Origin of the sequence: Hamadaea flava, assembly GCF_024172085.1 — a bacterium.
GTDB lineage: Bacteria > Actinomycetota > Actinomycetes > Mycobacteriales > Micromonosporaceae > Hamadaea > Hamadaea flava.
In genome coordinates this window covers 1,946,692-1,970,819 of record NZ_JAMZDZ010000001.1, presented here as the reverse complement: position 1 = coordinate 1,970,819, position 24,128 = coordinate 1,946,692, and the positions used below count along the sequence as shown (strand labels likewise).

Here is a 24,128-nt window from a genome sequence, read left to right as displayed (position 1 = left end):
GTTGTTGGCGGAAGGAGTCTGTGCCGTGAGCACCGACGAGGTGACGATCGCTGACCTGATCTTTCAGCTGAGGGGCGACCTGTCGCGTGCGGCCTGGCACGGCGAGGGCAAGGATCTGAAGTTCAAAGTGGGTCCGGTTGAGCTGGAACTTGCCGTGGTCGTGGACTCGTCGCGGTCCGCAGGCGGGAAGGCCTCACTGTGGGTGGTGGACGTCTCGGCTGGGAGTGAACGCTCGTCGCAGGTTACGCACCGTATCAAGCTGACGCTGCAACCGATCGGTCCCGATGGAGAGTCGTCTCAGATCTCGGGTCTTGCCGAGCCCGGCGAGGAGCGGCCCGAGTGAACGACGGCCGAGTGGTAGGTCGGACGGTTCGTGTCCCGATAGATGGGTGACTTTCAGGCGTGGAAGTGGATTCGAGCCGAGTTCTCGAGGTATTGGCCGACCTTCCCGATGGTGCCGAAATGCGGGGGACGGGGTTCCTTCTTCGTGCCGACCTTGTGTTAACCGCGTGGCATGTCGTGGATGGCGCGGCTCGCGTGACGATGGTCCTCGAGGCGGGTTCGGAGCGAAGCCGGACGCTGGAGATGCGGTCATTCGTCCGGCTCGGTTCGTCGGACGTAGCGCTGGTAGCTGTGGATGCCGACTGGGGAGTAGTGACCCCAGTCCAGGTAGGAAGATTCGGCGAACGCGCCGCGGTCATCGATTGCGAAGCGTTTGGGTTCCCGTGGTTCAAGATGCGCAATGCCGATGGCACAGAACCTCGAGACGGTGACGGCAAGCCGAAGTTTCGCGAGCTGACGCAGATTCCGTTGCGGCTGGCGCCGCAGGGGAATTGGCGTACCGGCCGGTGCGAAGTTACGGTAGCTGCTCCTCCGTCGGATCCGCCATTTGGTGGTTCGCCGTGGGAGGGCATGTCTGGGGCGCCGGTCTTCGACAGGTCGGGTCTGTTGGTCGCCGTCGTTACGGACCATCATCGACGCGAAGGTTTGTCACGGCTTGCCGCCGCGCGCCTGGATTTGGGCCTGGACACGCTTGGCGAGAATGATCGTACCGAAGTCCTAGCTTTGCTGGGATGGGAGTCGCTGGATCAGCTCCCAACTGCTGGCGCTCCGCCGTGGGCGGCTGGGAAACTACAGGCCCTTGCTGATCGGCTGACTGAGATTGTTCCGGTCGACGGACTCCAGGATCGGGACGACGAGCTCGCCGAGCTCGCCTCATTCTGCGCTGGCGATGCCTCATATACGTATTGGCAGGCACCGCCATGGGCTGGCAAGACTGCCTTGATGGCGACGCTTGCATTGCATCCGCCCGCCGGCGTGACTGTGGTGCCGTACTTCGTGACTGCCCGGCAAGCCGGCGAAAACGACAGCAACGGCTTCCTGCACGCCGTCGCCGGGCATCTGGCCGCGTTGGCCGGCGAGGAATTGCCGAATATGACGACGATGGCTGATGCGTACCACTCGTTCTTGCGCAAGTGTGTCCGCCAAGCGCATGCCGTCGGCCAGCAGCTAGTGCTTATCGTCGATGGGTTGGACGAAGATACTGGGACGGAGGCGGGGTCCGGACTTCGTAGTATCGCGTCGCTCCTGCCGAGACATCCACCGGACGGGTTGAAGGTGATCGTTGCTGGCAGGCCGGACCCACAGTTGCCTGGAGATCTGCCGGCAGACCATCCTCTATGGCACTGCCAACGGCGGATTCTCGAAGCATCGCCTCACGCCGCTGAGATCGGGCGGGTGGCTCAACTTGAACTGCGGGAATTGTTGGTAGCACGAGGGCTGCGTCGCGACGTGGTCGGGTTGATAACGGCCAGCGGTGGCGGTCTGACGCTCATCGATCTAGAAAAGCTCACCGGCCAACCGCGATATGACATCGCAGAGCTACTCAAGTCGGTGTTCGGCCGTACAGTGCGCGGGAGACTTACCCCGGCAGCTGGTGATCCGCAGCACGTCTACCTATTCGCCCACGACGTGCTCCGCGAGCAGGCCGTTGACCTGATCGGCGATGTGGAGCTGGCCGGCCATCGCCAGCGGATTCACCACTGGGCCGACCAGTACCACGCAGATCACTGGCCGGCCACAACGCCGCAGTTCCTACTGACCGGATACCCGCGGCTACTCGAAGCAATCGGCGACACAGCACGGCTGACATCCTTGGCGGAGGATGTCGCACGCCACGACCTGATGCTCGCCTGCACGGGTGGCGACGACACCGCATACTCCGAGATCCACGCCGCCTTGACGCAACTGGCAGCCACAGCCAACCCGGATCTTCGAACCATCGTGCGGTTAGCTCGCCACAGGGAAACGCTGCTGCAGCGCCATGGCGCGCTACCCGCTGGCCTACCGGCCCTATGGGCTCAACTCGGCCAGGTAACCCGCGCCGAGGCGATCATCCGCTCGCGTCCCGATCCACTCAGTCAGGCAGAGACACTCGCATCGGTCGCGCGGACGATCCTGGCCACCCGCCCAGCCGACGCTGCCAGGCTCCTCCATGACGCCGAACAGACTGCCCGTGCCATCTTCGAGCCAGATCGACAGGCTCAAGCCCTGACCGCTATCGCTACTATCGTCGTACACGGGGAACCCGACCGTGCTGAACAGATCCTGCGGACCATCACGACACCCGGCCCACTCGCACGAGCCTTGGCCTCTGCCGCGCAGTCGATCTGGGAGACCCGCGAAGGACTCGCTGTTCGCCTGATTGCCGAGGCCGAACGCATCGCACACTCCTTGACCGACCCAGACGAACAAGCGCGAACCCTCTCACATATCGCGCAGGTGACCGCGCAGTTTGACGTCGAACGGGCACAGCAGATCGTCCACGCCGTCCGCCAACCGGGCGAACAGACGCGTGCCCTCGTGGCCATCGTGGCAGCAGCCGTAGTCCTCAACACGGACGGCGCGGTAAGAGTCGCGTCAGGTCTCCTCGAGCCAGCCGCCCGAGCCGAGGCGATGATCAACGCAGCCGAGGCGATCATCCACGGAGACACAGCCCGCGCTGCCCGGCTCGCTGTTGACGCCGAACAGATTGCCGGCCAGACGCCGTATCCGCATCTTCGAGCGCGTGCGCTCATGGTGCGTATACAAGCGGCTGCAATCGTCGACCTCGACCGCGCAGAAGCGATGGCTTGCGCTGTCACGGACTCGAGCGTGCGCGTGCGGGCGCTGGAGGCCGTGGCACTGGAGATCGGTGGCAACGACCGTCACCGCACCGAGCGGATAGCCGCACGAGCATTTCGTGCGACCCAGGAGATAGAACAGTACGGCCCCCAGCAACAGGCACTGACAACCACCGCGATCATGACTGCTGCCATCCACCCGGACCGGGCTCTGCGAATGGCTGACACCATCAAAGGTGCTCCGAGACGGTTGGCAATCCTGACAGCCATCACGCAGTCCATCGCGGCGACAGACCCCGATCAGGCAGAACAAACCGCGCTGGCGATCACGGACGCCTCAACACGTGCACAGGTTTTGACAAGCCTGGCACAAACAATGGTGCGCAGCGATCCCGTCCGTGCCGCACGCCTTGCGGGCATCGTAGAAGAGATCGCACGCACGATCGCCGACCCTTCCTTGCCTCCGCGAACCAGAGCCACCGTCGTACAAACGATCGCGGACCGCGACCCTGAACAGGCCATCGCGGTCGCCCGCACCCTCACGGGCTCGAGCGAGCACGTAGACGCACTGACCAGCGCCGCAACTACCATCGCGGCGACTGACATCGAAAATGCGCTGGAAATGGTCAAGATTATCGCTGACCCACGACTCAGCGCCAGAGCGTTAGCGATGGTCGCGAAAGTCGTCGTTGACCACGACCCGCCGCGTGCCGTCGCAATCGCAATAGAGGCCAGCGAACTCCCCAGCGCTGCCAGTACAGAGCAGCGAGCGCAGCTGCTGACGGATCTCGTCCACACGATTGGACTAGTCGATCCCCACCGCGCCGAACAGCTCGCCCGCACGATCGCCGATCCCGGCGCCCGCAGCCGAGCGCTGCTAGACGTCGCCGCCGCCCTGTCCAGTGCCGATCCCCAGCACGCGGTCCGACTACTCGAGGACGCCGAGCAAGCCGTCTCATTGATCACCGAACTACACACTCAGGCACAGACACTTACCAACCTGATGCCTGCAATCGCCGACCGTAATCCCACACGTGCCGAAGAACATGCCAACGCGATCACCGAACCAGCAACCCGGCTCAAAGCACTCAGCCTGATTGCGCGAACCGTGGCGCCGACGGACCTTGCCAGGGCTGTGCGGATCCTCCAGTCTGCTGAAGACATCGCCAGAACGATTCCGGACTCAGATGCCCAGATCCGAGCGCTCACCGAATCGGCAACCGCCATCGCAACCCACGACGCCGCCCGGGCACTGCAGATCGTCAACGCCATCGCCGACCCGAGGCACCTGACACACGCATTGGCCACGCTCGCCAAGACGCTTGCCGAGGTGGACCCCGGCCATGCGCTGCAGCTTGTGGATGACGCGCTCCGTGCAGCACGACGCATCGCCGACGACTATCAACAAAGCGACGCCTACGGCAATATCGCACAGACGATAGCCAGCAGCCTTCCCGAGCGTGCTGAGCAACTCGCCCGGACACTTGCTGATCCAGAAGGCCAAGCCCGCGCACTGCTCGCGGTCGCTCAGGGACTTGTAACTGACGATCCGAAGCGTGCTGCGCAGGTCGGCATCGAGGCCGCGCAAGTGGCGTGCTCCATCACCCGGCTGTTCCAGAGAACGATGGTCCTAACGGGCGCGGTGCGAATCATCGCAGTAGGCGACCGCCGCGCAGCCGAGCAGATTGCGCGCACAATCGACCATGCGAGCGCGCGATCGCAGAGCCTGGCCGAGGTCGCGAAAATGACGGCACGTGCGGACTCTGACTACGCCGAGCGCGTCGCCCGAACAATCCCCAGGCGCGAGGTCGAAGCCCAGTGTCTACTCGAGCTGGCCACAGTATGGAGCGCCGACCCGGGATCCGGAGCCCGGATCGCAAGCGTGATCGCGTCAGCCATTGTGCTCGGCGGCAGCTGGATCGCTGCTTTGCCTGCCGTCGACGCAGCGACTCGGCGAGGCATCTGCCAAGACCTCCTCGCTCACCCCGAGGCGTCCACTGCGGCCGTCACGCCGGAGAACACCTGATCGCCGCCACCCGTGCCCTGTTCAACCGCACGACCGCCGACGGTTCATTGAACCCGGCGCCAGCCCGCACATCAGGTGGCCAAACCGCGCCGACTGCCCAACCCCCGCCGCGCCCCGACCTGCGATGAAACCGACCAGATCAACGAAGCCGCCCGTGCCAGTGGCGACGACGTGGTCCTCGACGTGCTGCTGCTGTGTCTGCACACCGAGACGGCCTCCCGTCGCGGGAGCGCCCTGGGCCTGCGAGCGGCCGACCTCGACGTGCGCAACAGGCAGGTGCATCTGACGGAAAAGGCTGGCACGCAACGCTGGCAGCCGATCACCCTCGGTTTCGCGCGGCACTTGCTGGCTTTCGCTGGGGCCAGGGGGAGCAGTGTTGCCGTCGGGTAAACAGCTGCGATACCGCGACGGCCGAGTTTTGACGAGTAGTCGCTCCGACCATCTGTGGAAACGCTTGGGGGAGCGGCTGCCCTGGGTGGTGACTCGGCGGACCAGGAGGTTTACGCACCCGCCCCCGGTAGAGCTGCGCCAACGTGGTGTGCAGCTACGCGAGTCCGGTCCAAGCCGGTGATCAGGTACCAGGCCGAGCAGTTCGCTCCGCATTTCGCAGCACGGAGATTGTCGGGGAGTCGATTGCCTCGACGATCGCGAGCGGGCGGCCAAAGCCGATCACTGCGGCGGCGATCGCCGACAGGTAGGCCCAGAGTCCGGCCCCTGACTACGCCGAACTAGGCATGGGAGGTGATCGAAAGCGGCCAGATCCTCGGTTAAGCCTCGCGGTTACGGCCCCATCGGCGATACTCGAGTTGGTTCGCCGCGGCCAGCCAAGAACTGATCTAACTGGCAGGAACCTGAGCCATGCCGTATGACCTTGAAAAGCGCTTGGTGATAGGTATCGCCTCCAGCGCCCTGTTTGACCTGACGCAATCCGACCATGTGTTCCGCACTCACGGTGAGGCCGCCTACCGCGACTATCAGCAGGCCAAGCTTGCCGAACCGTTAAACCCAGGCGTCGCGTTCCCCTTCGTCAAGCGACTCCTGGCTCTGAACGACCTGAGCCCCACTCCGGATGATCCGGTCGTCGAGGTAGTCATCATGTCCAAGAACGACCCGGACACCGGCCTCCGGGTGATGAGATCGGTAGAAGACCATGGACTTGCCATATCCAGGGCGATCTTCATGCGTGGACGATCTCCGCTCAAGTTCATCCGAGCCTTGAGCATGTCGTTGTTCCTGTCTGCCAACGAGGAAGATGTCCAGGAGGCGATTGCGAGAGGCTTTCCCGCCGGGCAGGTGCTGCCCTCCACCTACACCGACGACGGGGACGACGACCTGCGCATCGCATTCGATTTCGACGGAGTCCTCGCTGACGATGGCTCCGAGCAGATCTTTTCGACACGTGGCCTCGCGGAGTTCCGTCGGCACGAGCAAGAGAATGCGACGACGCCTCTGGAGCGTGGCCCTCTCAGCGATCTCCTCAGAGAGATCAACAAGATCCAGGCTCTGGAGGAGAAGAGGAAGGGCGAGGACGCGCACTACCAGATCCGGCTTCATGTATCGATCGTGACCGCGCGCAACGCGCCTGCGCACGAACGTCCGATGGCGAGCCTCAAACAGTGGGGCGTAACGGTCAACGATGCCTTCTTCCTCGGCGGAATCGAGAAACATCGCATCCTTGACGTGCTCAAGCCACACATCTTCTTCGACGATCAGCGACTGCACCTCCAGTCCGTCACGCCGTGCGTCCATGTGCCGTTCGGCGTCGCCAATCAGTTGTCGGTTGGCGAGGGTCAAGGATGATCGGACACGTTAAACCCCACCGCTCTGCCCGGCGAGTGCGCCGAGCTCAGGCACATGCTCGGCGAGCAACAGCAGCTCGTCGCATGTCGGAGGGGCGTGCGATGCTCGGCGTCGAGTCTGCGGCCGCCAGCGGCTGTTCAGGGGGCTGGTGGATCGGTCCGCAAAATGGGCCCGGCCCCCGGACGGCAGCTCACCGGTAGCGGCGCCGCCGTGTGTACACGAAGCCACGCATCCGATTTATTCCTCAACCTACGGCGGGTCGAGGAACAGGAAGTCCAATCGCAGCGCCGGTTTCCGAACGGGTTCCCCCGGTTGCCGTGGGCGCCGGGGCCACGGTTCGCCACGTTCGAGGCTGCGCAGGGCCAGCGCAGCGTCATGGGTGCCAGCGGCCTGTTCCTCCCGCAGTTCCCCAAGACGGCCGTGCTGGGCAAGTATGTTGATCAAACATACGGCGACGACATATCCTCCGGAGCCGACGAGGTCGCGCAGCAGCGCGATTGCCTCGTCGACGCGACCGTGGTCGGCGAGCAGACGCGCAAGACTGGTCGCTGATCCCGGTACTCGAGCGTCGACTTGCGCGCGGAGCTGGAGGACGGCGGTGTCGATGTCGGGCTCTGCCAGGTGCCGAGCCAGATGATCAGCGGCAGCGACGTCGCCGGCTTCGGATCGCTCGCGAAGCTCGTCGAGCCGACCTTCGGCAACGAGATACTTGGCCAGTGCGGTAGCCGCGCAGCTGTCGCCGAGGTCTGCCTGTTGGCGGAGTTGTTCGAGTCGTCCCTGTTCAACGAGGAGTTGCGCGAGCATCTCGCTGGCGAAGACATCGGATTTGAGCAGGTCGTTTGGGTGCTTGGCGGCGTTGGTGAGTACGTCGATCGCCTCGTCGATGCGGTTGTGTTGGACGAGCACCTGCGCCAAGAAGTGGGACTGGAACCTGCCAAGGGCGTCGACACGCGCGCGCAACATTGCGATCGACTCGTCGAGATGTCCGTGATCAGCGAGCATTTGGGGCAGCACGTAGTTGGCCTGGGGCTCACCGGTGGCTGCCCGCTCGCGGAGCAACGCGATCGCCTCGTCGATCTCGCCTCGCCGTGCGAGCAGCCCGGCAAGCACAGAGTTGAGCTTGGGGGTGACGGTGGACCATGCACGGAGGACGCTGATTGCCTCATCCTCGTGTCCGGTTGCGGCGAGGTGGTGGACCAGCAGGTAGCAGGCATAGGGGTCGCCGGCGTGTGCCCTTCCGCGGAGCTGATCGACGTCACCCTGTAGAGCAAGGACTTCATCAAGTTGGTCGCGGGCCGAGACGTCGCCCGCCTCGGCGCGCAGACGAAGCTCCTCGACGTCGCCGTGCGTTGCCACCCACCGAGCGAGCTCATTGGACGCATACCAGTCGCCTGCACCCGCCCGGTCACGGAGCTCGTCGACATGGTTCTGGTCTCCAAGCAGTTCCGCGAGGTAGCGAGAGGCGTTTTCGTCGCCAGCGTCGGCGAGCGGCCGGAAGAGGGCGATGGCGTGGGCGCTGAGCCCACGTAACCGTGCACTCTCGGCAAGCCAATGGTTGTCGTTGGGGTGGTGATGAGTGACGAGGGCCTGCCACACTGCGTCGGGCAATGGTTCGGTGCGCCGGACCCGCTGAGCGTGCTGGTGGAGGTAATCTGCGCTGTTCCAACCGCCGATACGGCCCATGCCGGCGGCGACCGGTGTGAGGCAAGAGGCGGCACCGTGCAGCTTGATAGAGGCGTACGCCAGTGCCTGTTCCAGCCAGTTTTCGGGTGCCGTGGCCCGCTGAGCGGTGGTCAGGTACACCTGCGCCGATTCCTCTAGGAACGCGCGAGTGAGCGGCTGGTGGGTTCCGACGCGGCGGGCGTCGAGGGCGGCGGTGATGACGGCTTTGCCGTAGCAGTCGGTGGCCTGCTCCCAGTGCTGGATGAGAGCAGGGCCGGCGGCGAGGACCTGGGTGAAGCCGGCGTCGGTCGCGCTAAGCGCGATACGGATGCGTTGATCGTTGGGGGCGAGGGCGTCGCCGCGGCGTCGTTCGGCCGGGCTGAGTGTGTCGGGTACCCGGATGATGTGGGCGAGGCGGAGCAGGTCGCGGTCGCTGGCGTACGGGTCGGACCGCCCGGCAGGGGGCCGGGCGGTGCGCATGCTGTGTTCGTCGGGCCACAGCGTGGCGACCACGACCGACCCGGCGGTGATGAGCTGCTGCATGATCCCGACGGGCAGGCCGTCGGCGTGGTTGACGTAGCGCTGCAGCTCGTCCAGCCATACCACGGTCCGGGGCGTCGGAACCGCGGCGTATGCGGTGATCGCTGGGGTGTCGGCCGGGTGCAGCATCCACCATTCACGTAGCTCGGCGTGGACGGCTTCGTACAGGGCTCTGGTCTTGCCGACCGACGAGCCACCGATGAGCAGCACGAACCCGCCCTGCCCTGCGGCGGCGGTTAGCGCGCCGCGCAGGTCGGCGTCGAGGTCCCTCGGCACGTACGGCGGCAACTCCTTGGCGGTGCCTGGGATCTGGATCGCGGCGTGCACGCCGAGCAGCCGCGGTCGGGCCGCACCGACCCGGACCGCACCGACCGGATGCGGCTTGTGAGCCGTGGCTACCCGCTCCCACGCGGCCAACCAAGGCCGCTGTGCCTCGTTGTCGAGGTCGCATGCGGTCAGGAAGGTGATCACCGTGTCGCGGGTCGGCGTGGACTTCGCGTTGAACAGGTCGCTCAATGTCGCGGCCGGCAGCGGCCGCGGCCGCGCCGCCTTGCTCAGGTCACTGTAGGAACGCCCGGCGCGCAACCGGTCACATGCTCGGGCGAACGCATCCAGGGACTGCACCGCGTCCAGACCGATCTCCGGGGGATCGGTGGCAGGGTTGTTGTCGGCCATTCGGACGCCTCCCGACTGTTCGGCGGTCGCACCGAACGCTGACGGACCACCGTAGACCGCCACCAGCTTCGACGCGAACGCCGACGTCACCCAGAACGGTGACCAGCAGCGCTCTTCGGCTTCGTTCGCACCCGGTGCCGAACCCCGCGACCAGGCGCTTGTCTAAAGGCGTCAACGCGGGAGACCGGCCGGCTCCCCACCCCGACAAACACCGGGAGCGACCGATGACCAACGTACCCACCAACCAGACCTGGCGCGAGAAGCTCACCCTCGCCGCCATCCGCGGCGGCATTGCCGGCGCGGTACGCGCCATCATCATCTGGATGCTCGAACATTGATCTCGACGCCAGCCGGGCCTGCTCACCGCGGGCCCGGCTGACGGCTCAGGCGACGCACGGGGAATACCCAACGAGTTCGAATCCGCTACCCGAGCCAAGGCCCTGGCCGAGGCAGCCTGACCAGCCACCACCTGTCCGTCAAAACGGGGCAACCTCAGTACCGGTGTCGGCGACAGTGCGACGGCTGTAGACCCGAGTAGCGACTCAACGTGTCGGCACATCGGCCTGAGTTGCCAAAGCTGAAGCCGATCGAGCGCGATGGCCAATGAGGTGGGGCCGCGCCAATACACGAGGTACGTCGCTGCGTCGGGATCCTCGCTGAGCCGCAAAGCCGGTCTCGACCGCGAGTGTGTTCCGGGAGGCACTAGAACCCGCTCCGGCCCGACATACCAAATACCTGCTGACCTCGGATAGCACTCGACCCCGCCAGCCGTCGCGGCGCGCACGGATGCGACGGTATCTTCGACAGGTCGCCATGGTGCCGTTCAGCGGAGGAGGCGAGCCAAACAGCGATGTCAGAACCGATGATGTATTGATGACTGCGGCTTGATTCGGTCCAAGATCCGCCGCTAGGGTCGATCACATGAACACCCATCCTGCTCATGGGTGCGACAAATGGGGGTTCAAATCCCCCCTGCCACCCAGTCTGTTCGAACGGTGGAGGGCGCTGTAGCGCCGAGGCTACGCCGGAAGGCCAAGGTGCAGAGGTGCACCTCGCGGCCTCCGCTCTTGTGGACTAATCGGCTGGTCATGCGAGTGTTCGTGGGTTCAAGCCGGGCCAGTAACACCGTCTGGGTGCAGCTGTGCACCAGCTGCGGGGGAGCGAGGGCTGGTGCTGTGCTGCTGATGATCTTGTGCGACGAGATCGGGTAGGCGGTTTCGTCGCAGTTGAGCCGGGGCTGGGCCGAACGGTAAACGGGTCGGATTCTGGGTGATCAAGCCGGTAGGGTGCTCGGCTGTGACTCAGCATCCAGGTCAGCGTTCTATCTACGACTTCTTGCGGGCACAGATCGGGGACGGCGTCGATCTGGAGGACGTTGAACTGCCCGATGAGGAGCACGTGGCTGGCCGGGTCAAGTTCGCCGCGGGTGCGTGGGATGGTGTGATCAGCCATCATGCCGGCAGCGGGGAGACCGTCGTCGATGAATTGTTCGCCGCGGTCGAGGCAGCGTCCACGGGCCGCTGGCGGGCGCGTCGGCGTTTCGAGCGACTCTACGAACGCGCGAAGGATCCTGATCTGTTGGGCGCCATCGACCCTCTTCTGGGCCGCATTCGTGCGAGCAGCATCGGCTGCTGGCGTCTTCACCCGGTGGCGATGCGCCTGGCCACAGAGTCCGCACATCGGGGGCCGGTGAAGCTCGGGATCGCGTTGCTGGGACTGTTCCCGGCGGACTTGCACCGCGAGGTGTTGCTTACGCTGGGCCGCCATGACGAGTTCACGCTCTACGCTGCTGTCGCGCTCGGCAATGGTCAGGATGATCCAGCTGAGGATCTGTGGCGCCTGGCCCAGCAGGTGCACGGCTGGGGCCGCATCAACTTGGTTGAACGACTGGCCGAGACCGAACGGCGTGACATCCTGGACTGGATTCTGCGCGACGGGTTCCGCAACACGGTCATGGACGAATATCTGGCGTACCTGGCGGCTTCCCGCGGTGACCTGCTATCCGCGCTAAGCGGCGACGACGTCGACGACGACCTAATCCGTGCCGCAGGCGATCTGTTGATGGCCTTGTTGAGGGGCGGCCCCGCGAGCGACATCCACGACTACACCGATGGCGCCGCGGTCGTCCGCGTCTACCTGAACCTGATGCGCGAGCACGCCACACGATTGCAGCACTTGCTCATCATCGGCGCGATCCGGGACTTCGTCACCGGCGACCAGCCGCGCCGCGGATGGCCCGACGGCTGGGACGAAGCAACCCGTGCCGCGTTCACTGCCCAGTGCCAGCAGCTGGTCGCCGCCCCAATGTGGGCGCCCATGGCTGTCGAGGCACTGGAGGCGTCCGACGAGACGAACTCTTGGCTGGGCCAGCGAGCCTGCACGATCCTTGGGATCTCGACGTTGCCGACGTTGCTACGACAGTTGCGGCAACAGCCCTTGGACCCGACCAAATGGTTCCACGCCGTTGAGCAGGCCGACCAGGACACCATCCATCAGGTAGTCGACCTCGCGATCGAAGCCTTGCCGCTGGAGCAGATCGCCACGGGTCCCGGTGAGGAACTAGGTCTGGGACAGCAGTGGGCCGCCCACCAATGCTTGGACTTCCTGATCCAAGGGCTCGACAAATGGCCTGGCACCGGCTGGCCACTGATCACCACAGCCTTGGCCAGCCCGGTCATCCGCAACCGGAACCTAGCCGTGCGCGCGTTGGCTGCGTGGCCGAGAAGCACCTGGCCGGCCGACACGGAATCACGGCTGCGCCAAGCGGTCAGCGTCGAACCACAGCACGACGTCAAAGAACGCATGATCGCGACTCTCGAAGGCCGACCGCTGGACTAGCTGCACTGCCCACGCTGTAGCTTCCCCGACCGCCGCTGAACCAAGCAGCGCGGACGGTCGTTTCTGATCAACACAGTCGCCTGGCGTCGCACAGCGGCTGACCAGCCGACTGGCTCATGGTCCGGGACTGCCCCGAGTTTGGTTGACTCTCGGGGTTGGGTTGGTCAGACTGCTTTTGCGGTCTTGTGAAGTGTCTCAAACTCGATCGGGGTGAGTCGGCCGAGGCGGGTCTGGCGCCTGCGACGGTGGTAAGTGCGTTCGATCCAGGTCACGATCGCCAGGCGCAGTTCCTGGCGAGTCGCCCAGCGCTGGCGATCGAGAACATTCTTCTGCAGCAGGGCGAAGAACGACTCCATCGCGGCGTTGTCACCACACGCGCCGACACGGCCCATCGATCCGCGAAGTCCATTGCGGCGCAACGCTTTGACGAACTTGTGTGACCGGAATTGGCTGCCGCGGTCGGAGTGGACCACGGTGCCGGCCGGATCGCGCAACGCGATCGCGTTGCGCAGCGCCGCGACGGCGAGGCCGGCCTTCATCCGGGCGTCGACGGAGTAGCCGACGATCCGCCCCGAGAAGGCGTCCTTGATCGCGCACAGATACAGCTTGCCCGCGCCGGTCGGATGTTCGGTGATATCGGTCAACCACAAGGCATCCGGCGTGGTCGCGGTGAACCGGCGTCGGACGAGATCATCATGCACAGGCGGCCCCGAACGGCGATGCAGGCCGCGTTTCTTGGCGAACACCGACCAGATGCGCTGCATCGAGCACAACCTCGCGACCCGGTTGCTGCCTGCCGCGATGCCCTGGGCGTTCAGCTCGTCGGCGATGAACCGGTAGCCGAACGCTGGATCGTCGTGGTGGATGTCGAGGGCGACGTTGATCAGGTGGGCGTCGTCCCAGTCGCGCTGCGAGACCGGGTCGGCCTTCCACTGGTAGAAGGCCTGTTTGGAGAACCCCAGTACCCGGCAGGCGACCGCGACGGGGATGCCGTCGGCGGCCAGGTCCTCAACCAGCGGGTAGGTCATTTTGGGTTGTGCTCGCGGGAGGCGAAGTAGGCTGCGGCACGGCGCAGGATCTCGTTCTCCTGCTCCAGGAGCCGGTTACGTTTGCGCAGCTCACGAAGCTCAGCTGACTCGTCGGCGGTGACGCCGGGCCGCACTCCGTCCTCGATGTCGGCCAGTTTCAGCCAGCGGTGCAGACACGACTCGGATATCCCGAAATCCTTGGCGATCTGCGCCACCGGCGCCTGGCCCTTACGGGCGACCGCGACCACATCACGACGGAACTCCTCGGGGAATGCCTTCGGCACGATCAACTTCCTTCCAGCGAAGAACCTATCCTCGCAGGTCAGGAGTCAAGCAAAGCCGGGGCAGTCCCTCCGGGCCAAGCCTGCTCTCTACCTCGGACACCCACGTAGAACGCAGGGGCACACGGTTTGTTTAGGCGGCAGTTTGATCGGAGGGCTCTAGGCCAGCCAGCGCCATGCCTGCGGTTCGTCGAGGGGCAGGTACTCGGCTGGGGTGCGATGCTGGATGAGGATCTCGCCGTCGGTCCACCAGTTCACGTGGTAGCCACATGCCTGTTCGATCCGACGCAGACCGGGCCGCTCTGCGAGTAGTTCGGCTAGATGCGCGTCGTCCAGTGGTGGGCCGGCCGATGGGCGGGTGCGCGCCCATGCCAGCAGCGCCTCTGACTCGATGAACGCCTCTAGTGAGGGAAACGCTGGTTCGTCGATCGCGAACATGCCGAACAGCAGCGTGCCGTCCGGCCGTAGCTCACCGCCGAAGACGCCGTCCGGCGGCGACGGTAGCACCGCGTAGGAGAATGTGATGGGCATGTCAGGCTCGTCGATGTCTAATATGGGCTCGAATCGCACCGGCCTCCGGAATGTTGGGCTCCCGTAGGTCAGGCCGGACCATCGGTCCTGGACGGCACGGAGGGCGGCCAACGCCTCCTCGTCGACTCTGCCGAGGAACTCACGCATCTGCGCCCGGCAGGTGTCGTCATCGGGGCCGATGTCGACCGGCTCCAGGGTGGCGTTGGCAGCCAGGAACGCGCGAGCCCGCTCGCTCAGCCCACTCGGGTCATCGAGGACATGCACGGCGGTCACGCTACCGGGATGGTCGTGCCGCCTGCAGCGCGTCAACCGATCCGAGTCCGCCGCATATCGGCGCTCGCTCCAACCGCCCCTATTCGGCATGAGCGGCCAGCGGCATCCGCCGGTCCGGGCGCTGCGCGCCATCGCTGGCTGGGCAGATGGGAGCGGATGCCTTCGCCGTGATCTCAGCTGGTTGGCTGCTCAACGCCGCCAGTGTCGGCGTACGGGGTTGAGTGCACAGCTAGGTACGCGTGAGCGTGCGCAGGGCCCTAGATTCTGCCGGAGTTGTCGGCGGGGTCGTCCTCAACCGTGCCTACCCATACGTGCCGCCAGCTGGCAGGCAGCGCCTCGACGGCGGCATTGATCGCTATTTCTGGGTTTTGGGTGTCGGCTAAGGCCGGAGAAGGGTCGGCGAGGTTGCCCTGAAGCACGAGGCTGGTGTGGGGTGGATAGGTGATGAACTTGCCTTCGGGCGAGAACCAAATCCAGGGGCAGTCGTGGGTGAAGGGGTAGTTCGAGCACCGACTGAAGTGCAGGCTGTTATGGCTGGTGTAGGGGAACAGCGTTCGTAGCGGTGTGGCTTGCGCGGCGGTGAGTAGTCGAACTAGTTGTGTGGTGAACCAGTCGTCGCGGGATCTGTCGAGCTGTCGCAGCCAGATGCCGTCGCGGACTTGCTCGACGGGAGGCGTGGGGTCGCTGGGCACGTGGCTATTGTTCACGCGGCGTGGGCCTGCGCGGGGATGGCTAAGCTGTCGATGGCCTTGAGGCGATTCTTGAGCCGCTGGGAGGCCCGTTGATCACGATGGGTTCGTAGTGGTGCAACAACCGGTCGAGGATCCCCCGTATGCGGAGCACTCGCGATGCCGCCCGCGCTGCGGCAGGTTCTGGGCGCAGTGTCGGCGGGAGCCATCGCACGAGCCGCATGGCGCGGCGCACGTGAAGCTCTGCCTGGGCCCGGCACAGTCACCAGTTCGCGGAACAACACGGACGCGGAAAGATTTCACGTCGAAGGGTAGGCCGAGCCGCACCCACTGTTGGCCGCCCTTGAGGGATGCATGACGACGACACCACGGAATGGGCTGCGGTCTCACCTCAGGTAGGCCGTGGCCCGGAATATGACGGCGTGCGGGTCCGGTATGCGGCGACGACGCCGATCACGAGTGCGAAGAGCCCGGCCGTGAGATAGCTCAACGCCCGATCCGGCGCCCATGTCAAGAGTCCGATGACTCCGTAGAACACGAGCACCGCACCGGTGAGACCGAACGACACGGCGAACGCCAAGGCCAGCGAGGTACGAGCTGGCGTCCAGTTCGCAGTGCCCACAACGGTGACGCGGCGGACCACGATGAGCACGGCCATCAGCACCACACCGCTGATCGCGACCGACATGTAGGGAAAGCGATCTCCGCCAGCTGGCACCATGTCGAGCTGGCCGTGGTACTGCCCGACGCAGTCAACCACTGGGTCCGATGGAAACCAACGACGGTCGCACATGTCGGGTTGAGTGCCGAACCGATCGGTCGCGATTAGCAGGCGGATCCAGGGCCATCCGAGCAGCCAGGTGAGGATTCCGCTGAGGCCGTACCAGGCCACGGCGGTTCCGGCAACTGCCCACGTGCCAATGGTGAGGCGGCGCAGCGTGGTCCACGGGTTCCCGGCCGCCCGTGGGACCCGCCGGGCGAGATCGTCGGCTGACCCGAAACGCTCGACGGCTTGCCGTTCGGCGCTCTCGTGGTCGAGCCCGCGGCTGCGACCCTCGGCGGTGGCCGCGAGCAGATGGCTCTCGGCCTCGGCGAGCATCCGGCGGCCGGCCGGTCCGGTGCCGGTCAGCCGGTCGAACATGGCATCGAGGTAACGCTCGACGGGGCCGTCGTCGGAGATCTCGGTCGTCATGCCAACCCCCGGACGGCTACCGATCCCACGACAGCCTGCACGCTGTGGATGAAGCTGTGCCATTCTCGCTGCTTTGCCACGCGTGCGTGCCTGCCGTCGCCGGTCAGTTCGTAGACTCGGCGTCGGCGTGGTGTTGCCTGTTCCCAACGGCTGACCACCAGGCCGGCGTTCTCCAACCGGTGCAACGCCGGATAGACGGTTCCTTCCGGCAGATCGAAGACGCCCTGCGAGCGCTCACGCAACGCCGCGATCACGGCGTATCCGTGCGCTGGGCCGGTATCGGCCAATACGGCGAGAAGCAGAAGATCGAGGTGACCTCGCACGTCCATACCTAGGCAACCTAAGCATTGGCTGTCTAGGTGTCAAGCCGCCCTGACCGGAAATCGTCGAGGGGGCGCGTTGGTTGGGCCGGCTTGGCGTGCACCTTGGCGCTGGAGTTGCGCTTCGCCCAGCGGACCGGATCAAGGTGGACCGCCGCCGCAGGCGCTGAATCGGTTAGGTTCCACGGATGGCCGTATCCGGGGACGTCACACTCGAGCAGGTAGAGCTCTGCCGCCGCTTCGAGGTCCTGCACGTCGCGGCGTCCGCGGTGCGGAACACCGGGGTCTCGCGCAGCATGCTGTCTCGCGGGCCAGGTGGCGGGTCGTGGCGCATTGGGCTGTCGTCGGCGGACTGGCCGGTTTACGGCATTCGCCACTCCGTCGAAGGTGGGACCACCGGCTGGTATCTGTGGACCGGCGAATACTCGGAGGCGGACGACTTCCACGTGCCGTGGCATACCGCGCATCTGCACGAGCGGTGGCCCGAGGTCGTGCCGTATCTCGCGCTGCCGCCGGGCTGGGGGTTCGTCATCGCACCCGGTTATGAAGACGTGTGGTTCGACCCGACCCGTGTCTGACCTGGGCGCAAGCGGGGCGGTGTCGGCGTATGGGCGAATGCGCACAGATGCATACGTGCGCACGGGCTCTGGCGCTGATCTTGTGACGTCATGACGTCATGCCCGCAACAGGATGCGTTCTGCGGAGCAGGTCGACGTTGCCGCGCGGCCTATCCTCCCGATACACATCAGGCGTCGGGAGGATCGGCTGGCCGCCAGTTCGTGACTAGCAGGATGCAGCTCAGACCGGTAGACGAGCTCAGCTGGTCTCGTAAGTTCTCGGTCTGGGCCGGAAGCTAAAGTGGGCCCTCCGTCTCCTCTCCACTGCGGATCATGAGAGGTGTCATGTTCAACCACGCACCGTCTGACTATGTGTGTCCCTTCTGCCGACTGGTGATGGGCGGTGAGGATGAATGGCGAACGCAGCGTGATGTCGTGCGGCGCGTCGAGTTGGCTACAGCGTTTGTTTCGCCCCGATGGTGGCCGAAGAATCACGGTCACGTGATGATCGTGCCAAACGCCCACTACGAGAACCTGTATGACCTGCCGCCTCGCTACGGGCACGCGATCCACGACCTCGCGCGCGAGATCGCGATCGCCATTCGGCAGACCTACGGCTGTGCTGGAACCTCTCTACGCCAGCACAACGAGCCCGCCGGAAACCAAGACCGGTGGCACTACCACATGCATGTCTTCCCGCGGTACGTCGGAGATGACCTCTACTTCACTCACCCGCAGCAGGACTTCACCCCAGCCGACGACCGCTTGCCATACGCGAACAAGCTACGCGCTTACTTCGAGTCGCCAGGATCGAACTGATCCAAGGCAGGTCCATAACGCCACGCTTGCGAGGACGCACACGAGCCTGATCGTTGCTCTGCAATGCACCGTTCCCATCGCCTGGCCGACCTGTGTTTCGTCGCCCGTCTGGTCGCGGTTCACCGGCACCACAACCTCCTCACGCATCTTCCGGCATGCCGTGCCCGACCAAGGTAGGCACACGGCATCAGCCCGCATGCGATTCATTGTCGCGACCCACTTTCACGCTGCCGGGCGGTCAGTAATCCAGGTAGATCTCAGGTTCGGTGATGCCGCTGTAGATGGTGGCGATCTGCTCCTCGGGGCGATCCAGGAGCCAGGCTTCGCCCCGGTACACGGCGATCACCGTGTCCGCTCTGCGCCACCATCCGTCCGACACTCCTGCGACCTCTATGAACGGCTCCATGCTGGACAGGTCGATTTCGTCGACGGCCGGCCCGCGCACTGTGACACTGCGCGGCGCCCACCGCTGAACCTCGTACGCCAACGCCGCGGACTCGATCCATCCCGTGATTGAGCTGTGCAGAGTGATTCGATGAGCGCGGTCGTCGATGCAGAATTCATTGTCAGGGCCGATCTGGAACCCGTACCACGTCGAGACCCGCGGATCGCCCGCGTCGAACCACCAGTTGCCCGCGTCGTCGATCTCGGGCATGTCGCTGTGGAACACCTTGGGGCCGCCGTTGTAGCGCGGCGCTGGGGGCAGCAGCCATCCGCCCCATTGTGCCTCGTATGCCGCCATCCGTTCGATCACCGATGGCGGAATGCCATGCTTCGTCCAGTGATCGCGTACAGCCGGGCTCGTCTCGGTGTGTAGGCGGTGCCCGTGCACACCGAGGAACGAACGTGCTCGCCTGGTCAACGCAGCTGGTATGAAGCCTCCACTCTCGGTCGCCGCGGCGGGCGGCTGCCTGCATGATGACAGGTCGCTGGCCGGACCTTCGGAAGCATCCGTCCACGCGGCTGGTCGTGCGCCGGCAGCTCCCATTGGGCGTCGGTAGGCCGAACAGTACGCGTACTTACTACACATGCGCACCATGGATGGTCGGCCAAGAGGCAAACCAGATGCCGACGCCACCGATCTCTACAAACGCAGCGTGTCGCCGACCAAGCGATGCCGAACACGCCACCGTCCGACGCCGGACGGGGCATGGGTCGTTCCGCGGGCACGAGCAGCTCAGCGGACCCGGACACGTTGCACGACTAGCACGGCGACCAGGATGCCCGTACCGGCCCAAGCGGTGCCACGACGATTCGGCTCGGATTAGAAACGGCACGCGGAGATACCCGATTCTCGGTCGAGTGCGAACTGCTCATTTCGTGCCCATGAGGTACAGCGCTTCCTCATAGTCGGTGAGCGCCTCGGTGTAGTGGTGACCGGTGATGAGCAGCATCGCTCTGTCGGTAAGTGCCCGGGCGAGGGCTGGCCGCCTTCTCGGAGCGTCTGTGGAGTGCCACATGCGCGCGGCCGTGACGCTGTCGTTGAAGGCCGGCAGCGTCGGCTCCAGGAACCGGTAACCGTGGTGCCATAGCCAGTACGCTGCGGTGCGGATGGCCAGCCTGCGTCGCAGCACGGCGATCTCAGGTAAGCGTGTCTCACGTTGGGCGGTCTGAAGGAGCGTGCCAGGCCGATCCGTCGCGGCGACACCGCAACGGGCTGCCCCGGTGTCTTGGACGTAGCGGGTGCGCAGGTCGCGTGACCAGTAGGCCATGTCCAAGCCGAACGCGGGCCGAGGCTGCCCAGGCGCCGCGGGTTCCGCATCTTGTGCCTGGACGGCGAGCAGGATGCCGGCCATGGTGTACTGAGCGCCGCTCCAGTTCTTGGGTTCGCCGTTCTTGGCCAGTCTGCGGGCTAATCCGAGCGCTTCACGCCGCGCCCGGTCGGCGTCGTGCGGCCGCGATGCGCGATCGAGTAAGACCGTGTACCAGACGAGGATGTGGAACACGTTGCTCACCGATGTCTTGTCGTCAAGAAGGCCGGCGCGGTGCTCGTCCAGAATGTCGCCGAGTGCGGTGACCGCCGCGTTCGTCTGGCCACCCGCGTCAAGCTCCGCGCATAGGCTCAGCCGGTCCCATATCGACGTACCGCCGACGTCCTTCGTGGGCGTTGCGTCCACAACCTCCGCGAGCAGCTCCGCCGCCTCGCGATGGCGCTGCTCCTCAGCAAACCCGTGAGCCAAGGATCGCAGACCCTTGACCATCGGACCCGCTCCGGCCGTCACAGCCATGCGGCTCACGGCGGCCATCTCTTCCCGGACAGCGAGCCCTTCGGCCCGGCGGCCCACCTCGTAGAGAGTGATCTGGTACGAGTCGAGGACGTCGATGACGAGTTCGGCTCTCCCCGGCTCGCCCTGCGGCACGCCACGCGCAGCGGAGGCTGCCTCCTCCAGCAGGGCCAACCGTGCATGTGGCGACCTGTCCCTGCCGTCCCAGCTCAGCTCGACGAGCGCCCGGGCCAAGCGCGCCTGGTAGGAACGCGGACTCGCATGCGCAAGAATCCGGAAAGCCCTGACCTTCTCCGCGACGCTTGGCATGCGTGAGCCGACCAAGAGGGTCCGTGCCCACAATTCCAGTTCGTAGTCAACGTTCTTCTGGCCGCCAACCGTCATCCGCTTCCCCCTTGCCCACAAAGGTGCCGCGCAAGGCTAGCGGACAGAAACAGCAGGTCAACACATTCGTATGGCCGAGTGACCAGCAGGGATCCCAACGCTAGACTGTGATCGGTCCTACCATGGAGCTCGCCGAGCGCGGACGGCGATGATCCGAACACATTCTCGGACTCCATTTCCCATCGGGCGCGGGTTACTGATCCCGGCATTCCCGCCGACCACGGCATCCGACGGCAACGAACACGCCGAACGCTACGCGTCCTGCCCATGCCCCTGGCCGACTCCGTCGAGGCACAACGACCATTAACGTCAATCGTCTCGGGTCGTCACCCGTGGAGGCTATCGGCAACGCCCTGACCCTGTCCCCGGCCGCCGTTTGCGTACCCCGTGACACTTCCGGTCCGGTAAAAGTCCATGTGATGTTGATGGCATGGCGGTATAGCCTTCGCCGGGTGTCCATGCAGTTGCCCGCGTTGCCGTCGGCCGCTGACATCCCGCCGCCGATCGGCAGCGCCGACTGGGATCGAGAGCTCATTGTGCTCGGCATCGACCGCGCGACCGTCGACAACGAGTTGTACTCGGCCGTAGGCGACGTCATCGAGTCCGGAACCGTCGAGCCCGACGGCCACGACGTGTACCTCACCGAGGCGTCACCTGAGGCTGCGGCAGTCCTGGTCCTGTTCCATCAGCAGTATCCGTCGTACTCGGCACTGATGTACCTGGGCTTCATCTGGAACCAAGCCGACCGCCGGCTGCGCGACTGGATCCTGCGCCAGTACGCCGCCATGCTCGTCCACGGCCCCGACCCCGTCACCGAATCAGGCACGTACGGGCTGGCCATGGACCACTTCGAGCACTGCAACGATGCTGCGGACCTGCTTGGCACGTTGCTGACACAGGTTCCGGTCAGCCGCTGGGGTGGGCTCCTGCGCGCGGCGTGGCCGTTGGCATGGCCGGTGAAGCGGCTCCTCTTCTGGACCGCCGCAGAGATGCCGGCACTACACGACGCGCTCGGGCACGGCATGGCAGCCTCGTTCTACAACGTGTACGGCGACATCGACGCACCCGAAGCAGCCGAACTGATGCAGCGCATCACCATCGAGGACGACACGACGCGAGCGGCCTTGGTCGAGGCCACCACCCAGCCGATGCTGATGCAGTCCGGTTCGGCGATCGTAGTGACCGATCCGCGGTGGGCCTACCCAGACAGCTTCCTGCTTGAGATGACGATGGTCGGCGGCCGGTGGCGCTGGTTGCCGCGGTCCGAGCTGGTCGTCAACGGCCGGGTATGCGGACGGCTCGTGCACTGGTCCTTTCCGTTCCGCCGCGAGTGCGAGCATCGGGTACTGCCCGGCCGGGCGTTGAATAAGCCGGAGCTGCACCGGATCGAAGGACCGACGGCCGACGCCGCCGATCTGGTCGACCGAGATCTGGAACTGTGGCCCCCAGGGCTGCGGGAATATCTCGCCCGGCGCCAATGAACTCGCGCTCGTCTCGCTAGCGCGTTCGAAGCTGCCTAGGGCGGCTCAACATATCGGTGCGCCGCGCAGGGTTGCCAAGCCGAAGCCGACCGAGCGCGGTGACCAATGAGGCGGAACCAAGCCCCGCACGCTTGGGCTCCTGCTGAGTCGCGATTGCCTGAGCAGCAAAACCGATCTCGAACACGACTGTGTTCCTCGAGGCACTAGAACCCGCTCCGTCGCGACATGCCTGAGACGGCTGACCTCGGACGATGCTCGATGCTGCCTGCGGTCACCGCGCGCACGAATGCGACGGCCGGCTCGATGCGTCGTAACGTCCCGGCTAGCCGGTGAAGACGAGCCAAACACCGAGGTCGGCACGGAAAGTGCATCGACGATTGATGCTTGATGTGGTCCATGATCGACCCGTAGCGTCGATCACATGAACACCCATCTTGCTCATGGGTGCGACAAATGGGGGTTCAAATCCCCCCTGCCACCCAGTCTGTTCGAACGGTGGAGGGCGCTGTAGCTCCGAGGCTGCTCCGGAAGGCCAAGGTGCAGAGGTGCACCTCGCGGCTTCCGCTCTTGTGGCTAGCTGGCTGGTCATTGCGGGTGTAGGTGGGTTCAAGCCCGTCCATGGACACGGTCTGTTCGCAAATTTGCGCTGGCGGCAGGTACATAGCCAAGTCCGCTATAGACCTGGCCCCTTGAGTATGCAGATCTGCCAGCGATCGAGTGGTCGAACATATTGCCTCCAAGATTGGTAGTCGCGAGTCTTGCCGTGTCGTCCTGGGAGACTGGCTGCATGACGCGCACGGTTGAAGGAGTCCGTATCCTCCGTGGTCCTCAAGGGAGTCCGGAGGGTGTGCTCCGACGCTTTGTCGGTGAGACCGATGGTCGCTCGCAGTCCTCGCTTGATCGTTGCAAGGAGTTGTTGATTGCGGTCACCCACTGGATCCCGCCGCGAGGTGAGCTACCTGTCAGCGTTGAGGACTGGAAGGCCCACATGCCGGACTGGTTCGTGCGTGCGTGCGCCCCGGAGCTGTCTAAGGCCGAGGCGGAGGAGGCGCTACGAGCTTGGAGGGTGCTCGACGAAGCGGGGAAGCTCCGCTACGAAGCTGAGCGGCCGTGGACCTTCGCCAGCTGGATCGGATGGTTTGACTACTCATCCGACATGCAGCGTTCCTGGCGCTGGTGGAACGGCGGTGCCGACGATGATTCGGAGTTCTGGATTGAAGTCGAGGTGTTTGAGGACCCTGCGGCTGTCGGCACGTTGAGGTGGATGATGCGTGCGGCGGGGGCACGCAGCGTCGTTGAGGTTGGTTCTCACGGCCTGTAGGCGCTGGTGGCGATCGCGGATGAGACGCTCTGTCCTGCCGTGGATCGAGTGAAAGTCTTACTTCGGCACGATTACGGGTTCGCTGTGCGCTGGCCGCTGCGGGGCGACGACGGTCACGGCCGCTGCGGTGGCGAGTCCAAGGCCGAGGCTGACGAGTAGTCGTGCGCCGGTGGTGTGCAGCAGGAACGCGCCGGGTAGCTGGAATGTGAGCACGGTTCCAGCGGTTGTGACCGCGACGGCTACTGTCCAGAACAAGGCCAGGCCTGGTCCGCCGTGCCGGCGGCGCGCCATGCCAGCGGCGTAGTAGCCGGTGCCTGCCGAGGTGCACGGCCAGTGCCAGCGTCACGAGCGCGCCGCCGGCGGT

18 protein-coding genes are annotated in these 24,128 nt (G+C 65.2%); 9 read left to right on the top strand and 9 right to left on the bottom strand.

Annotated elements, in window-relative coordinates:
• Positions 1-25 precede the first annotated feature (25 nt).
• From HDA40_RS09325 to HDA40_RS09310, 4 genes are all read left to right on the top strand, one after another.
• Positions 26-343 (top strand): trypco2 family protein, encoded by a 318-nt coding sequence (locus tag HDA40_RS09325; RefSeq protein WP_253753994.1) that lies wholly within the window; start codon positions 26-28, stop codon positions 341-343.
• 59 nt (positions 344-402) lie between these two features.
• Entirely contained in the window at positions 403-5,148 is a 4,746-nt protein-coding gene (locus HDA40_RS09320; RefSeq protein WP_253753992.1) for a S1 family peptidase, read from the top strand.
• A gap of 75 nt (positions 5,149-5,223) precedes the next feature.
• Complete coding sequence (locus HDA40_RS09315) at positions 5,224-5,538, top strand: hypothetical protein (protein ID WP_253753990.1); 315 nt, start codon at positions 5,224-5,226, stop codon at positions 5,536-5,538.
• A 468-nt stretch (positions 5,539-6,006) separates the two neighbouring features.
• Positions 6,007-6,948: a 5'-nucleotidase gene (locus tag HDA40_RS09310; RefSeq protein WP_253753988.1), complete on the top strand. Its 942-nt coding sequence runs from the start codon at positions 6,007-6,009 to the stop codon at positions 6,946-6,948.
• 249 nt (positions 6,949-7,197) lie between these two features.
• On the opposite strand, the gene HDA40_RS09305 is transcribed toward HDA40_RS09310, so the two are convergent.
• On the bottom strand, positions 7,198-9,825 hold the full coding sequence (locus HDA40_RS09305) for a hypothetical protein (RefSeq protein ID WP_253753987.1): 2,628 nt from the start codon (positions 9,823-9,825) through the stop codon (positions 7,198-7,200).
• Positions 9,826-11,121: 1,296 nt separating this feature from the next.
• On the opposite strand from HDA40_RS09305, the gene HDA40_RS09300 reads away from it, so the two are divergent.
• On the top strand, positions 11,122-12,663 hold the full coding sequence (locus tag HDA40_RS09300; RefSeq protein WP_253753986.1) for a hypothetical protein: 1,542 nt from the start codon (positions 11,122-11,124) through the stop codon (positions 12,661-12,663).
• 164 nt (positions 12,664-12,827) lie between these two features.
• Here the strand turns inward: HDA40_RS09300 and HDA40_RS09295 are convergent.
• The 5 genes from HDA40_RS09295 to HDA40_RS09275 all read right to left on the bottom strand — a co-directional run bounded on the left by HDA40_RS09295 (position 12,828) and on the right by HDA40_RS09275 (position 16,986).
• A protein-coding gene (locus HDA40_RS09295) for an IS3 family transposase (RefSeq protein ID WP_372503156.1) occupies positions 12,828-13,975 on the bottom strand; the annotation gives its coding sequence in 2 pieces (ribosomal slippage) (positions 12,828-13,706 and positions 13,709-13,975; 1,146 coding nt in all).
• 156 nt (positions 13,976-14,131) lie between these two features.
• Entirely contained in the window at positions 14,132-14,767 is a 636-nt protein-coding gene (locus tag HDA40_RS09290; protein WP_253753985.1) for a hypothetical protein, read from the bottom strand.
• Between the two features lie 266 nt (positions 14,768-15,033).
• Entirely contained in the window at positions 15,034-15,468 is a 435-nt protein-coding gene (locus HDA40_RS09285; RefSeq protein ID WP_253753984.1) for a DUF6193 family natural product biosynthesis protein, read from the bottom strand.
• A 388-nt stretch (positions 15,469-15,856) separates the two neighbouring features.
• Entirely contained in the window at positions 15,857-16,657 is an 801-nt protein-coding gene (locus HDA40_RS09280; RefSeq protein WP_253753983.1) for a permease prefix domain 1-containing protein, read from the bottom strand.
• Positions 16,654-16,986: a PadR family transcriptional regulator gene (locus tag HDA40_RS09275; protein ID WP_253753981.1), complete on the bottom strand. Its 333-nt coding sequence runs from the start codon at positions 16,984-16,986 to the stop codon at positions 16,654-16,656. Before HDA40_RS09275 ends, HDA40_RS09280 begins: the two co-directional genes overlap by 4 nt.
• Positions 16,987-17,165: 179 nt before the next feature.
• Between HDA40_RS09275 and HDA40_RS09270 the strand changes: the two genes are divergently transcribed.
• Positions 17,166-17,555, top strand: coding sequence for an immunity protein Imm33 domain-containing protein (locus HDA40_RS09270; RefSeq protein WP_253753979.1), 390 nt, complete (start codon positions 17,166-17,168; stop codon positions 17,553-17,555).
• Between the two features lie 324 nt (positions 17,556-17,879).
• Complete coding sequence (locus HDA40_RS09265) at positions 17,880-18,353, top strand: HIT family protein (RefSeq protein WP_253753977.1); 474 nt, start codon at positions 17,880-17,882, stop codon at positions 18,351-18,353.
• 238 nt (positions 18,354-18,591) lie between these two features.
• On the opposite strand, the gene HDA40_RS09260 is transcribed toward HDA40_RS09265, so the two are convergent.
• Together HDA40_RS09260 and HDA40_RS09255 are read right to left on the bottom strand one after the other, a co-directional pair.
• Entirely contained in the window at positions 18,592-19,095 is a 504-nt protein-coding gene (locus HDA40_RS09260; RefSeq protein WP_253753976.1) for a hypothetical protein, read from the bottom strand.
• A gap of 571 nt (positions 19,096-19,666) precedes the next feature.
• A complete protein-coding gene (locus HDA40_RS09255) occupies positions 19,667-20,962 on the bottom strand; it encodes a hypothetical protein (protein ID WP_253753974.1) in 1,296 nt (431 codons plus the stop codon).
• A 452-nt stretch (positions 20,963-21,414) separates the two neighbouring features.
• Between HDA40_RS09255 and HDA40_RS09250 the strand changes: the two genes are divergently transcribed.
• On the top strand, positions 21,415-22,443 hold the full coding sequence (locus tag HDA40_RS09250) for a hypothetical protein (protein ID WP_253753972.1): 1,029 nt from the start codon (positions 21,415-21,417) through the stop codon (positions 22,441-22,443).
• Between the two features lie 787 nt (positions 22,444-23,230).
• Entirely contained in the window at positions 23,231-23,764 is a 534-nt protein-coding gene (locus HDA40_RS09245) for a hypothetical protein (RefSeq protein WP_253753969.1), read from the top strand.
• A gap of 57 nt (positions 23,765-23,821) precedes the next feature.
• Here HDA40_RS09245 and HDA40_RS09240 read toward each other — a convergent pair whose 3' ends face one another.
• The gene (locus HDA40_RS09240; protein ID WP_253753967.1) at positions 23,822-24,055 is read right to left on the bottom strand and encodes a hypothetical protein; all 234 of its coding nucleotides are present in this window, start codon (positions 24,053-24,055) and stop codon (positions 23,822-23,824) included.
• Between the last annotated feature and the right edge of the window lie 73 nt (positions 24,056-24,128).

Coding starts and splice junctions, on each gene's coding strand:
- HDA40_RS09310 (WP_253753988.1), top strand. CDS start 6,007: ATGCCGTATGACCTTGAAAAGCGCTTGGTGATAGGTATCGCCTCCAGC.
- HDA40_RS09270 (WP_253753979.1), top strand. CDS start 17,166: ATGGCCGTATCCGGGGACGTCACACTCGAGCAGGTAGAGCTCTGCCGC.
- HDA40_RS09255 (WP_253753974.1), bottom strand. CDS start 20,962: ATGACGGTTGGCGGCCAGAAGAACGTTGACTACGAACTGGAATTGTGG.
- HDA40_RS09245 (WP_253753969.1), top strand. CDS start 23,231: ATGACGCGCACGGTTGAAGGAGTCCGTATCCTCCGTGGTCCTCAAGGG.
- HDA40_RS09240 (WP_253753967.1), bottom strand. CDS start 24,055: ATGGCGCGCCGCCGGCACGGCGGACCAGGCCTGGCCTTGTTCTGGACA.
- HDA40_RS09260 (WP_253753976.1), bottom strand. CDS start 19,095: ATGGCGGCATACGAGGCACAATGGGGCGGATGGCTGCTGCCCCCAGCG.
- HDA40_RS09265 (WP_253753977.1), top strand. CDS start 17,880: ATGTTCAACCACGCACCGTCTGACTATGTGTGTCCCTTCTGCCGACTG.
- HDA40_RS09275 (WP_253753981.1), bottom strand. CDS start 16,986: ATGGACGTGCGAGGTCACCTCGATCTTCTGCTTCTCGCCGTATTGGCC.
- HDA40_RS09305 (WP_253753987.1), bottom strand. CDS start 9,825: ATGGCCGACAACAACCCTGCCACCGATCCCCCGGAGATCGGTCTGGAC.
- HDA40_RS09280 (WP_253753983.1), bottom strand. CDS start 16,657: ATGACGACCGAGATCTCCGACGACGGCCCCGTCGAGCGTTACCTCGAT.